We start from the raw sequence: 13,163 nt of genomic DNA, 5'->3' as shown, positions 1-13,163 counted from the left end.
CATGCAGTTCGGAGCAGTTCTCCAGACGAATCCGCCGGCGTCGCGCACCATCGCTCTCGCCAAGCTCGCCGAGCAGCACGGCTTCTCGCACGTCTGGACGTTCGACTCGCACCTGCTCTGGCAGGAGCCGTACGTCATCTACAGCCAGATCCTGGCCGAGACGCGTCGGGTCACCGTGGGTCCGTTCGTGACGAATCCGGCCACGCGCGACTGGACGGTCACGGCATCCGTCTTCGCCACCCTCAACGAGATGTACGGCAACCGCACCATCTGCGGCATCGGCCGGGGCGATTCGGCCGTGCGCGTGACCAACGGCAAGCCGACGACCCTCAAGGAGCTCCGCGAGTCGATTCACGTCATCCGCGAACTCGCCAACTCGCGCGAGGTCGAGTACAACGGGGCGACCCTGCGGTTCCCGTGGTCGGTCGGCAGTCGGCTGGATGTCTGGGTCGCGGCGTACGGACCTCTCGCGCTCAAGCTGGCGGGCGAGGTGGGCGACGGCTTCATCCTGCAGCTGGCCGACGTCGACATCGCCAAGTGGATGATCCAGCACGTGCGGGATGCCGCGGAGGCCGCCGGCCGCGACCCGATGAGCGTGAAGATCTGCGTCGCTGCGCCGTTCTACATCGGCGACGACCGGCAGCACATGCGCGACCAGTGCCGCTGGTTCGGCGGCATGGTCGGCAATCACGTCGCCGACATCGTCGCGAAGTACGGGGCGTCCGGGGCGGTGCCCCAGGCGCTCACCGACTACATCGAGGGCCGGCACGGCTACGACTACAACGAGCATGGTCGCGCCGGCAACACGCACACCGACTTCGTCCCGGACGAGATCATCGACCGGTTCTGCGTGCTCGGCACGTCGGCGCAGCACATCGAGAAGCTCCAGGAGCTCAAAGCGCTCGGGGTGGACCAGTTCGCCGGGTACCTCCAGCACGACAACAAGGAGGAGACGCTGCGCGTCTACGGCGAGACCGTGATCCCGGCGCTCTCCGACCACCTCACGGCCAAGGCATGACGACATCCACCCTGCTCGAGGAGGCGGCGCCTGCGCCGTCCATCCGCCGCCGACGCGGCGGGCGTGAGGCGGCGCGCTGGCTCTGGGGGATCGTGGGCATCGTGCTGGTGGCCGTGCTCTGGGAGCTCTACAAGGCGCTCGGTCCCGCGGAGGGCGTGCTGGTCGGCGACATGCGGGTGCTTCCCCGCACGACGGATCTCGCGATGCCGCACGTCTGGGACATGGGCGCCCGGCTGCTCGAGCCGGTGACCCGCTCGCCCTCGGCGAACCCGCTGTGGCTCGAGGTGGCGCTGGCCGCCGTCGTGACGCTCGGCATCGCCGCTGTCGGGTGGCTCATCGGGGTGGTGGTGGGCATCGGGTTCGCCCTGATCATGCAGCGCTGGCGGCTCGCCGAATGGGGCCTGCTGCCGTGGATCGTGCTCAGCCAGACGGTGCCGCTCATCGCCTTCGCGCCGATCGTCCGCAGCTGGGGCTCTCGCATCGAGATCGGTGCCCTCGAGTGGCAGGACTGGATGAGCGTCGCGCTGATCGCCAGCTACCTCGCCTTCTTCCCCATCGCGATCGGCGCGCTCCGCGGCCTGCAATCCCCCGATCGCATTCACACGGAACTGATGCGCACCTATGCGGCCGGCTATTGGGCGACGCTCCTGAAGCTCCGGTTCCCGGCATCCGTGCCGTACCTGATCCCGGCTCTGCGCCTCGGCGCGGCGAACGCCGTCGTAGGAGCGGTCGTGGCTGAGGTCTCGACGGGACTTCAGGGCGGCATCGGGCGCATCCTCATCCAGTATGCGGGGCAGGCGTCCGGCGACCCGGCGAAGGCGTGGGGGCCGATCTTCGGCGCGATCCTGCTGGGCCTCGTCGCCGCCGGATCGGTCGCCCTCCTCGGTGTGCTGTTCAGGAATTACCGTCGAGTGGAGGTGGGCGCATGACCCTTCGACAGGCTCAGGGACCGGAGGATTCGGCTCAGGGACCGGAGGATTCGGGTCAGGGCCCGGAGGATTCGGCTCAGGGACCGGAGGATTCGGCTCAGGGACCGGAGGATCCGGGCGCGATCGCGGGACTCGCCGCGGTCGAGGCCACGGGCGTCGACAAGACGTTCCAGACGCGCTCGGGCGAGGTGCCGGCCCTGGTCGGCGTCGACCTCACGGTGGCGGCCGGCGAGTTCGTATCGCTCATCGGGCCGTCGGGATGCGGCAAGTCCACGCTGATGCGCCTCATCGCCGACCTCGACTCGCCGACCGCCGGGGCCATCCGGGTGTTCGGCAAGACCGCCGAGCGGGCGCGCAAGGACCAGGACTACGGCATCGCCTTCCAGCAAGCCGGGCTGCTCCCGTGGCGCACGGTGTCGGCCAACGTCGCCCTGCCGCTCGAATTGCACGGGACGGATGCCTCGGGCCGGCGCGCCCGGGTGTCAGAGCTGCTCGAGATGGTGGGCCTCACCGATTTCGCCGACCGGTATCCCGACCAGCTCTCGGGCGGGATGCAGCAGCGCGTCGCGATCGCGCGCGCTCTCGCCGAGCGGCCGAGCCTGCTGCTCATGGACGAGCCCTTCGGCGCTCTGGATGAGATGACCCGGGAGCGGATGCAGACCGAGCTCGTGCGGATCTGCGGAGAGACGGGTGCCGCCGTCGTGTTCGTCACCCATTCGATCCCCGAGGCGGTTTTCCTCTCCGACCGTGTCGTCGTGATGTCGCCGCGACCCGGCCGGATCCAGGAGATCGTGCCCATGCGACTGGAGCGCACCGGCGCGCGCACCGACGATCTGCGCGAGGACACGTCGTTCTTCGAGATGGTCACCGCCGTGCGCGAAGCCCTGCACCAGGGCACCGGGTCGCTCGACGCGGGCGCGGCCAGGGGAGTGGAGAACCGCTGATGGCGACGGCATCCACCACCGCCACGGGCAGGGTGCGCGTGCGCACCGGCGGGAGCGACGGCTGGCTTCGGATCGCCGCACCGGTCGTCGTCGGGGTGGTCGTGCTGGGCGGGTGGCAGTTCCTCGTCAGCGTCGTGGGGGTGAGCGAGTACCTGCTGCCGAGCCCTGCGTCGATCCTCGAGCAGTTCGTCGCCTTCGCCCCCGCCATCCTCTCGGCGACCCTCATCACCGGCACGAACGCGTTCATCGGGCTGGTCGTCGGCTCGGTCCTCGGCATCCTGCTGGCCGCCCTCGCCTCGCGCTGGAGCGCCCTCGACATGATGAGCGCGCCCGTCGTCGCGAGCCTCGCCGTCATCCCGATCGTCGCCCTCGCCCCGGTGCTCAACTCGATGTTCGGCGCCGACAGCCAGTTCGGCCGCCAGGCGATCGCCGCGCTGGCCTCGTTCGTTCCCGTCTTCCTGAACACCCTCCGAGGCTTCCGCCAGGTGATCCCCGTGCATCGCGACCTGATGGCCGCGTACGCGGCCGGCGGCACCCAGATCCTCCGTACGGTGACTCTGCCCACCGCGGTGCCGTTCATCTTCACCGGCATCCGCATCGCCTCGTCGCTCGCCGTCATCTCGGCGCTGGTGGCCGAGTACTTCGGCGGTCCTCGCGGCGGGCTGGGCGGCCTCATCTCGACGTCGGCGGCGACGAGCGCCTACGCCCTGGCATGGGCGTTCGTGTTCGCGGCGATCCTGCTGGGACTGCTGTTCTTCGTCGCCACGCTCCTGCTCGAGCGTCTCGTCGTGCGCCGCCCCTCCGGCACATGAGCACTGCGACGGCGTCTTACCCACCCGTCCTCCCGCCACCGGGCGCCGAGGCCGAACTGCACCCGAGAGTAATGAAAGGACTGACATGACACACAGCACACGCCGCCTCGTCGCGGCAGGGGCGCTCGTCGTCACCGGAGCCCTCGTCCTGGCCGCCTGTTCCGGTGGCTCAGGCGGGTCGGGGGACGGCGACGCCTCGGGCGATGCCGGCTCCGGCGACCTGACCCCCGTCAAGCTGCAGCTGCAGTGGCTGCCGCAGGGCCAGTTCGCCGGGTACTTCGCGGCCCAGGAGCAGGGCTTCTTCGAGGAAGAGGGCCTGGAGGTCGAGATCATCCCGTCCGGTGGCGACATCGTGCCGCAGGATGCGCTCAACAACGGCGACGTCGACTACGCCATCGCGTGGGTTCCGAAGGTGCTCGGGTCGATCGAGGCCGGCGCGAATGTCACTGAGATCGCGCAGATCTTCCAGCGCTCCGGCACGCTCCAGGTCTCGTGGGCGGATTCCGGCATCGACTCGGTCGCCGACTTCGAGGGTAAGAAGATCGGCTCGTGGGGCTTCGGCAACGAGTGGGAGATCTTCGCCGCGATGGCCGAGGAGGGCTTGGACTCCTCCACGGTCGAGATCATCACGCAGGACTTCAACATGAATGCGTTCCTGCAGGGCGACATCGACGCGGCCCAGGCCATGACGTACAACGAGTATGCGCAGTTGCTGGAGGCGGTCGATCCTGAGACCGGTGAGCAGTACACACCAGACGATTTCTCCGTCATCAGCTACGAGGAGACCGCGGGCGCGATGCTGCAGGACGCCATCTGGGCCGACACCGAGCGTCTGGAGAGCGACGAGGAGTATCAGGACACGACCGTGAAGTTCCTGAAGGCCGCCATCAAAGGCTGGGTGTACGCCGCGGAGAACCCCGAAGAGGCGTCGGAGATCACGCTCGCCGCCGGCTCCGCATGGGGTCCGAGCCACGAACTGTGGATGGTGAATGAGACCAACAAGCTCATCTGGCCCTCACCGGACGGCATCGGATACATCGACGAGGCCGCGTGGAACAAGACCGTCGAGGGCGCGCTGGCCGCCGTCAACGAGACGGGCGCGAGGCTCATCAGCGAGGAGCCGCCCTCGTCCGCGTGGACGAACGAGTGGATCGAGAAGGCCCACGACGAACTGGCGGACGAGGACATCGACCTCACCGGAGACGGCTTCACCCCGATCGACGTCACCCTCGAAGAGGGCGGCAACTAGCGCCACCGTCGAGCGGGCCGCACAGCGCGGCCCGCTCGACCCCGAAGAAAGGCACCACCATCATGACCGCGGAACTGCAGACCGAGCCCGTGGAAACCGCGGACCTCGACGCCCGCACCTACGAACTCGACCGCGCGCACGTCTTCCATTCGTGGTCGGCGCAGGGGGCACTGAAGCCCCTCGTGCTCGCCGGAGGATCCGGCACCACCGTCTGGGACCATGCGGGCAACCGCTACCTCGACTTCTCGAGCCAGCTGGTCAACCTCAACATCGGCCACCAGCATCCGGCGGTCGTGCGCGCGATCCACGAGCAGGCCGACCTCCTTGCCACCGTCGCACCGTCGACCGCGAACCTGGCACGGGGGGAGGCCGCCCACCGCATCGTCTCGCGGGCGCCGGATGGGTTCTCGAAGGTCTTCTTCACCAACGGCGGCGCCGACGCCAACGAGAACGCGATCCGGATGGCGCGCCTGCACACCGGGCGCGACAAGGTGCTCTCCACGTACCGGTCGTACCACGGCAACACCGGCGCGGCCATCGTGTCGACGGGTGACTGGCGCCGCATCCCGAACGAGTTCGCCCGTGGCCACGTGCACTTCTTCGGCCCGTACCTCTACCGCAGCGAGTTCTGGGCGACATCGCCCCAGCAGGAGAGCGAACGCGCCCTGCGGCATCTCGAGCGGGTCATCCAGTCGGAAGGACCCGACGGCGTCGCTGCGATCCTGCTGGAGTCGGTGCCGGGCACCGCCGGCATCCTCATCCCACCACCGGGCTACCTCGCGGGAGTGCGCGCACTCGCCGACCGGTACGGCATCATGCTGATCCTCGATGAGGTGATGGCGGGCTTCGGACGCACAGGACGCTGGTTCGCGTTCGAGGGCTACGACGTGGTGCCCGACCTGATCACGTTCGCGAAGGGGGTCAATTCCGGCTACGTCCCGGTCGGCGGCGTGATCATCTCGGACGTGATCGCGGCGACGTTCGACGAGCGGGTCTTCCCGGGCGGACTGACCTACAGCGGACATCCGCTGGCGATGGCGTCCATCGTCGGGGCGCTGGACGCGATGGAGTCGGAGGGCATCGTCGAGAACGCCCGGCGGGTCGGCGCCGAAGCCATCGGGCCGGGATTGAACGCTCTCGCCGACGAGCATTCCGTTCTCGGAGAGGTACGAGGCGAAGGCGTATTCTGGGCCTTGGAGCTGGTGGCCGACCGCGACTCGCGTGAGCCCCTCGCGGCGGATGCCATGGCTGAGGTCAAGAAGAACCTGCTCGCACGCGGCCTTCTTCCCTTCGTGCAGGACAACCGCATACACGTCGTTCCGCCTTGCGTCGTCACCGACGACGAGGTGGCGCAGGCGCTGTCGATCTACGACGAGGTCCTGAGCCTCGTCCCGCAGAACTAGGCCTCCGGGTCCATAGAAGGGAACATCATGACCGATACGACGACGATCGAGCGTGAAGCGAAGACGACCGAGCCCACGGTGCTCGATCACTGGGTCGGCGGCGCCGCGTGGGCGGGGACGTCCACACGCACGGGCCCGGTGTACGACCCGGCGAAGGGCATCGTGCAGAAGGAGGTGCGGCTGGCATCGACCGATGACGTGTCGGCCGCCGTCGAGATCGCTTCGGCCGCCCTCGTCGAGTGGCGGGACGCCTCGATCGCCAAACGCCAGACGGTGCTGTTCGCCTTCCGAGAGCTGCTGAACGCGCGCAAGCAGGAGCTCGCCGAGATCCTCACCTCCGAGCACGGCAAGGTGCTCTCGGACGCGCTCGGCGAGATCGCCCGCGGCATGGAGGTCGTCGAGTTCGCGTGCGGCCTCGGGCACCTCACCAAGGGCGCTTACTCCGAGAACGTCTCCACCGGCATCGACGTCTACACGCTGCGTCAGCCCCTCGGCGTCGTGGGAATCATCAGCCCGTTCAACTTCCCCGCGATGGTTCCGCTCTGGTTCTTCTCGATCGCGCTGGCGGCCGGTAACGCCGTCGTCCTGAAGCCGAGCGAGAAGGACCCGTCCGCGGCGAACTGGATGGCGGCGCTCCTCAAAGAAGCGGGGCTCCCCGACGGCGTGCTCAACGTCGTGCACGGCGACAAGGAGGCGGTCGACGCGCTGCTCGAGCACCCCGATGTACGCGCGATCTCATTCGTCGGCTCCACGCCGATCGCTCGTTACGTCTACGAGACGGCCACCGGCCACGGCAAGCGGGTGCAGGCGCTCGGGGGAGCGAAGAACCACATGCTGGTGCTTCCGGATGCCGACCTCGACCTCGCCGCAGATGCCGCTGTCAACGCCGGCTTCGGATCGGCGGGTGAGCGCTGCATGGCCATCTCCGTCGTGCTGGCCGTCGACACGATCGCCGACGAGTTCGTTCAGAAGGTGAGCCAGCGCATGGGGACGCTTCGCACCGGCGACGGCACTCGCGGGTGCGACATGGGGCCGCTCATCACCGAGGTGCACCGCGACAAGGTCGCGTCGTACATCGACGTGGCATCGTCGGACGGCGCAACCGTCGTCGTCGACGGGCGCGACGTCGAGGTCGACGGCGACCCGGACGGATTCTGGCTCGGGCCCACCCTGATCGACAACGTGCCGACGTCATCGACCGTGTACGGCGACGAGATCTTCGGTCCGGTGCTCTCGGTGGTGCGCGTCGACGGCTACGAAGAGGGGCTGGGCATCATCAACGGCAGCCAGTACGGAAACGGCACGGCGATCTTCACGAACGACGGCGGCGCCGCGCGACGCTTCCAGCGCGAGGTGCACGTCGGCATGATCGGCATCAACGTGCCCATCCCGGTGCCGGTCGCGTACCACTCCTTCGGCGGGTGGAAGGCGTCGCTGTTCGGCGACGCGAAAGCGTACGGGCCGCACGGGTTCGACTTCTTCACGCAGGAGAAGGCGGTCACCTCCCGGTGGCTCGACCCTTCGCACGGCGGACTCAACCTGGGTTTTCCCCAGCACGACTGAGGCGCCGATCCCGTGGCGGGCGAGGGGCAGCTGCTCGTGACCGTCGACCGGGCCGGGATCAACTACGCCGACACGCACCAGGTGGAGGACACGTACCTTTCGCGCACGAAGCTGCCTCTCATCCCGGGTGGTGAGGTGGTCGGCCGGACGGCGGACGGACGCCGCGTCGTCGCGCTGATGGATGCGGGTGGCTACGCCGAGCGCGCGGTGGTCGACCGGCGGAGCGCCTTCGACGTGCCCGACGGGGTGGACGACCCGTCGGCCCTTGCCCTGATCGTCCAGGGAGCAACGGCGTGGCTGCTCCTGCACCACACCGCCCGCCTGCAGCCGGGCGAGAGCGTGGTGGTGCATGCGGCCGCAGGTGGGGTCGGCAGCCTCGCCGTTCAGCTCGCGCGCACTGCGGGGGCGGGTCGGGTCATCGCGACCGCGAGCACCCCCGAGAAGCGGCAGCTGGCGCTGTCGCTCGGCGCCGACATCGCCATCGATGCGGATGTCGAGGACCTGACCGGCGCACTGCGTTCGGCCAACGGCGGCAAGCCGGTGGATGCCGTCCTCGACATGACCGGCGGTGCCACCACCGACCAGAGCCTGGGGGCCCTCGCGCCGTTCGGCCGGCTGGCTTTCTACGGCATGGCCAGCCGCACGGCCCCGACGCCTGTGTCGCCGGCGAGCCTGCTCGCCCACTCGACGTCTATCTCGGGAATGTGGCTGCCGCACGCCGTCCGGGTCCCGGACCTCATGCCCCGGGTACTGGCCGAGCTCTTCGAGCTCGTGTCGTCCGGTTCGCTGCGCATCATCGCCGGCGGCGAATACCCGCTGGCGGACGCGCGGCGGGCGCACGAAGACCTGCGAGCACGACGCACGGTCGGCAAGCTCGTGCTCGATCCGTCGCGCTGACCGCACGCTCCTAGGAGCCCGCGGAGTCGCCCTCGGGCTCGGCCGGCGCCTTGACCGACTCAACCGCTTCGATGTCGACCGAGATCGAAGCGACCCCGGCGCCCGTGACGAGGCCGAGCAGGTCCACCGACTCATCGGTGGACAGTCGATCCGCGGGGGAGCGCTGCTCGAGTGGCTCCGAGGGGAGGCCTGCCCACTCCGTCGGCTCTTCAGGTCGCTGCGTGAACAATCCCATGACGACATCCTTCCCCCGTTGCGAGCCTGCCCATCGTACGTCGGGGATTCTCGATATGCCCGCCGCGGAGGCCGACCGTCTGCGACGATGGCCGCATGGACGAGCTTGAGAGCTGGGCCCCCCTCGATGTGACACACGGAGGAGAGACACGGCAGGTGTTCCGCAAGGGACGCGGCCCCGGGGTCATCGTGCTCCACGAGATCCCGGGGATCGAGCCCGACCTGGTCGCCTTCGCCGAGCAGATCGTCGCCCGGGGTTACACGGTGCTGCTGCCCCGGCTGTTCGAACTCGGCGGCGGGTTCTCCCCGGCCGGCATCGCCTCGACCGCGCGGCAGTTCTGCGTGCGCCGTGAGTTCTCGGTCTTCGCGCGGGGAAGAACCAGCCCGATCGCGGGTTGGCTTCGAGCGCTTGCGCGCGACCTGCATGCGGACACGGGCGGGAAGGGCATCGGCGTCATCGGCATGTGCTTCACGGGAGGCTTCGCTCTGGCCATGATGGCCGATGCCCCCGTGATCGCACCGGTGGTCGCCGAGCCGTCGCTGCCCGCCGCCGTCGGCCTGCCGCGCGGTGCTGCCCTGCGGGGGGCGGACCTCGGCCTCGATTCCCAAGATCTCGATGCCGTCAGGGCGAGCGGCTGCGACGTGCTCGGACTTCGCTACCGCACCGATGCGGCGACCGGCACGAGATTCGACACGCTCCGGCGGGAGCTCGGGGACCGCTTCCTCGCGGTCGAGTTCGAGGGGGCTGGGCACTCCGTGCTCACCCTCCACCGTCGCGAGTTCGCGGTGCACGAGGTGCTCGCCTTCCTCGACCGTGCGCTCCTGTCGTCGGTCGTCCGGGAGCAGCCGGAGCGGGACGGAACGCTGGAGAGCGTCCTGGAAGCGCGACTTCCGCCCGGCTTCACCGCGCGGATCACGCGCGACCCGTACCGCGTCGTCCTGTTCGTCGACCGCGGCCTCACCGAGTCCGGACGCCGGCGGGTCGAGGGCATCGCGCGTGATGAGACCGGGCTGACGCCCGAGATCGTGCGGCTGACACCTCGGCGTCAGGACATCACGGCGGAGAGCACGGCGTAGCCCACTTCGCGGCCCGTGATCGCGCCGTGGTCGGCGATGAAGGCATCCGATTTCACGTTGTAGACGACTCCGCGGGAGAACGCGTACGTCCCCCCGACCGGCAGCAGCTCGCCCGCGACGGCGCCGGGCGTGCGCTGGGCGCCGTTGCTGCCCATGCCTCCGAAGGTGTCATTCGCGTCGCCGAGGTCGACGCCGACGTGCCCCGCCAGCCGAGCGGCGATCGCGTACGCCATCCCGACCGCCTTGTCGTTTCGGGTGTGCGATACGAGCACCGGCCCTCCGATCTTGGCCGGCATGTCTGCGAAGGCTCCGCTGCGGCCGGGCAGCACTCCTGGCTTGTCCCAGTCCTCGCGGTCGAAGTTGCGGGCAAGCCCGTAATGGCTGTACGCGGCCTGCAGCAGCGTGACCGATGAAATGGGCGCCTTCGTCGTCAGTGCCGCGGCGGTGACGGCGCGCCCTCCGAACGAGTGACCGACGAGGTGCAGCCTCGCGTCGGGAGCCTCCGTGTGCACACGCTCGAGCAGCTTTGCAATGCCCTTCCGGCCGACCACGCCCGCGCGATCCTTCATCGTGTAGAACGTGGTGATGTTGACGAGGTTGCGTGCGGCGTCGAAGAACCCGCCGAGCGAGAAGCCCGCGCCGCCGCCGGTCGCGGCGATGCCCCCTGTTCCGCCGACGGATGCCGCGCCGCCGGAGACGGTTCTGGAGCCGCGCCGCCTCCGGCCTGGATTGCCCTTCACAACGGTGAAGACGTCGTCAGGGTCTCCCGTCGCAAACCGCGAAGGCGGGGCGTCGCCATCCTCGGTGGTGTCCTTGAACACGCGCGCCGGCACGCTCTTGCGGAGCTGCGCGAGGAATTCGGCGCGCGCCGCTGGGTCGTTCTCGAGTTCGGGGATCAGCGCCAGCAGCCGCTTACGGATGGTGCGACTCTCGATGCGCTGTTCGACGAGTTCGGCCAGGGCGTCCGCGGCGCCGAGCGCTCCCGCACCGGCGCCGGCGCTCTCATCGGGCGCCCACTGAATCGATGGCCAGACAACGCCCACGATGACGAAGCGCCGCGCTCGGGCGCCGCGGACCGCACCCCGGACCGCGACGAGCGACTCGACGAGCTTCTCGTACAGGTCACGTGCCTGCGCGGGGGAGCTGTTCCAGCCGTGGCTGAGCACGATGACGTCGGTGGGGTTCTTCTCGCCCAGCAGCCGCGCGAGCGCCTCGAGCTGAGCTGGATCGGCGAAGGCGCCCTTCTTGTCGATCGACACCTCGGCATAGGGAAGCTTCATGTCCTCCTCCTTCACACGTTGGGCGTCATCTCGGCGTCGGCGCCGATCACACGCTCTGGATCGCGCGCATGGCATCGACCAGCCCGCGACCCTGGAAATGCTTGTCGCGGCCGAGGTCGGTCGCAGCATCCATCAAGATGCGCTTCACGTCGTCGGGTCGCCCGATGTACTCCCGATGTATGGAGAGAAAGCCGGCGGCGACGCCTGATACATGCGGCGCTGACATCGAGGTGCCCGAGTCCTCGACGTAGCTGGCCTTCGTGTCCATCCCACGGGCCCGTTCGAGAAGCTTGCCGGTGCCCGCGCTGACCACCCGTTCGCCCGGGGCGACCAGGTCCGGCTTCACTCGCCCGTCGCCGGTCGGGCCTTTCGACGAGAAGTACGACACGCCGGTCGCATGCGGCTTGATGGATGTCGAGCCGACCGTGATGGCACGCGCGGCGTTCCCCGGATCATTGATCGTCATGCCGAATGCCATCGGGATGTCATTGCCATTGGTGCCCGATGCGAAGCCGTAGCCGGTGTTGCCGGCCGAGACGACCACGATGACGCCCTGGCTGACCAGACGATCGACCTCGCGGCACACGGGGCTCAGTCCGGTGGCGAACCACTCAGGGTCGAAGGTGTAGCCGAGGGACAGGTTGACCCCGTGCACGTTCATCTCGCGGCCGCCGCGGTTCAGGTCCTGGATGTACTCGAGGGCGGTGATCAGCGACTCGGTGTCGCCGATGCGGTCGTCATCGAGCACCTTGCACGAGACGATCCTCGTCTTCGGCGCCATGCCCTGGATGCGCGTGAGGCGCACGTCCGAGACCCCGGTCTGGCCGTCCTCAGTCCGATACCACGTGGCAGCGATGATCGGATTCTTGGCGCTGCCGACGCGACCGCCCGCGATGATCCCGGCGACGTGGGTGCCGTGTCCGTTCGCGTCGGCGAGCGCGTCCCCGTCATCTCCTCCCGGGAGGAAATTGCGGTGCCAGTTCTCCAGACCCTTGAGGTTGCCGTGCTCGGCGAAGTGCTCGTGCTTCCTGTTCACGCCCGAGTCGAGCACCGCCCACACGATGCCCTCACCAGTCGCTTCGAACGAGCGGACGGCCGCGTCCGCCTTGGTCGTCAATGAGCTTCGGTGGATCGTCGCCTGCACCTCGAAGTTCGGCCAGATGCGGTGCACGTAGCGGCGAGGCGCCGACTTCGTCATCTGTCCTTTCGGCGACGTGGCGGCCGACGCCGCTCCGCTGTCGAGTTCGACGAGGGCGCGGATCTCCTCCGCCGTGAGCGCCGCGAAGATGTAGGAGCGCGTGCGCCTCTTGGGCGCGTCCTTCGCGACGTTCCCGATCATCGTCAGCACCAGCACCATGACCTCGTCCGTGCTGATCGCCAGTTCGGAGCGCACCTCGATCAGCACTCCGATCCGCCGCCCCGCAGGAGACTGCGCCATCCGCTGCGCCAGCGGACGCGTGATGACGGAGTCCGGGACGAGCGACACCGACTCCGGCATGCCCGGAAGGGAGAAGTCGCCCGCTGGAGGGGGCGGCGCTTCTTCGGCGTCGCCCGGAGGCGGGGTGGGCGGCACGTTCCGCCGGGGACGCTGCGGCGCCGGCTCGGCGGGCGGCGTCGTGTCCGAGGTCTCGGGCGGACGCCCCGGGAACTCGCGCGGGAACGGCGCCGCCTGCTCGTCCGAATCGGCCATGGCCCCCGCGTTTCTCTCCCCGCGGTGAGAGTACCGCCAGGCGGCGGCGCGTGCCACGGGGTCGGGT

The 13,163-nt window shown here is 69.1% G+C and carries 12 protein-coding genes; 9 read left to right on the top strand and 3 right to left on the bottom strand.

Annotated features, from left to right (window positions below):
* Nucleotide 1 precedes the first annotated feature (1 nt).
* From ACPW96_RS09055 to ACPW96_RS09020, 8 genes are all read left to right on the top strand, one after another.
* Nucleotides 2–1,018, top strand: coding sequence for a TIGR03842 family LLM class F420-dependent oxidoreductase (locus ACPW96_RS09055; protein WP_425882800.1), 1,017 nt, complete (start codon nt 2–4; stop codon nt 1,016–1,018).
* Nucleotides 1,015–1,947 carry an ABC transporter permease gene (locus ACPW96_RS09050; protein ID WP_425882799.1) on the top strand — a complete coding sequence of 311 codons (933 nt, stop codon included), beginning with the start codon at nt 1,015–1,017 and terminating at the stop codon, nt 1,945–1,947. Before ACPW96_RS09055 ends, ACPW96_RS09050 begins: the two co-directional genes overlap by 4 nt.
* The gene (locus ACPW96_RS09045) at nt 1,944–2,891 is read left to right on the top strand and encodes an ABC transporter ATP-binding protein (protein ID WP_425882798.1); all 948 of its coding nucleotides are present in this window, start codon (nt 1,944–1,946) and stop codon (nt 2,889–2,891) included. Before ACPW96_RS09050 ends, ACPW96_RS09045 begins: the two co-directional genes overlap by 4 nt.
* A complete protein-coding gene (locus tag ACPW96_RS09040; RefSeq protein WP_425820228.1) occupies nt 2,891–3,703 on the top strand; it encodes an ABC transporter permease in 813 nt (270 codons plus the stop codon). The genes ACPW96_RS09045 and ACPW96_RS09040 overlap by 1 nt, the downstream gene beginning before the upstream one ends.
* Nucleotides 3,704–3,788: 85 nt before the next feature.
* Complete coding sequence (locus tag ACPW96_RS09035) at nt 3,789–4,952, top strand: ABC transporter substrate-binding protein (protein ID WP_425882797.1); 1,164 nt, start codon at nt 3,789–3,791, stop codon at nt 4,950–4,952.
* Nucleotides 4,953–5,014: 62 nt separating this feature from the next.
* Entirely contained in the window at nt 5,015–6,355 is a 1,341-nt protein-coding gene (locus ACPW96_RS09030; RefSeq protein ID WP_425882796.1) for an aspartate aminotransferase family protein, read from the top strand.
* A gap of 27 nt (nt 6,356–6,382) precedes the next feature.
* Entirely contained in the window at nt 6,383–7,918 is a 1,536-nt protein-coding gene (locus ACPW96_RS09025) for a CoA-acylating methylmalonate-semialdehyde dehydrogenase (RefSeq protein ID WP_425820231.1), read from the top strand.
* A 12-nt stretch (nt 7,919–7,930) separates the two neighbouring features.
* Complete coding sequence (locus tag ACPW96_RS09020; RefSeq protein ID WP_425882795.1) at nt 7,931–8,815, top strand: quinone oxidoreductase family protein; 885 nt, start codon at nt 7,931–7,933, stop codon at nt 8,813–8,815.
* Between the two features lie 10 nt (nt 8,816–8,825).
* On the opposite strand, the gene ACPW96_RS09015 is transcribed toward ACPW96_RS09020, so the two are convergent.
* Nucleotides 8,826–9,050, bottom strand: coding sequence for a hypothetical protein (locus ACPW96_RS09015; RefSeq protein ID WP_425882794.1), 225 nt, complete (start codon nt 9,048–9,050; stop codon nt 8,826–8,828).
* 95 nt (nt 9,051–9,145) lie between these two features.
* Between ACPW96_RS09015 and ACPW96_RS09010 the strand changes: the two genes are divergently transcribed.
* Complete coding sequence (locus tag ACPW96_RS09010) at nt 9,146–10,126, top strand: dienelactone hydrolase family protein (RefSeq protein ID WP_425820234.1); 981 nt, start codon at nt 9,146–9,148, stop codon at nt 10,124–10,126.
* On the opposite strand, the gene ACPW96_RS09005 is transcribed toward ACPW96_RS09010, so the two are convergent.
* Nucleotides 10,096–11,406, bottom strand: a complete 1,311-nt coding sequence (locus ACPW96_RS09005; protein ID WP_425882793.1) for an alpha/beta fold hydrolase — start codon at nt 11,404–11,406, stop codon at nt 10,096–10,098. The two genes, ACPW96_RS09010 and ACPW96_RS09005, sit on opposite strands and share 31 nt — an antisense overlap.
* A 46-nt stretch (nt 11,407–11,452) precedes the next feature.
* A complete protein-coding gene (locus ACPW96_RS09000; RefSeq protein WP_425882792.1) occupies nt 11,453–13,096 on the bottom strand; it encodes a S8 family serine peptidase in 1,644 nt (547 codons plus the stop codon).
* Nucleotides 13,097–13,163: the final 67 nt, after the last annotated feature.

It is taken from the genome of Micromonospora sp. DT81.3 (assembly GCF_049847225.1).
Taxonomy (GTDB): Bacteria; Actinomycetota; Actinomycetes; order Actinomycetales; family Microbacteriaceae; genus Microbacterium.
The sequence above is the reverse complement of the archived record's forward strand: the minus strand, read 5'-3'. Positions and strand labels throughout refer to the sequence as shown.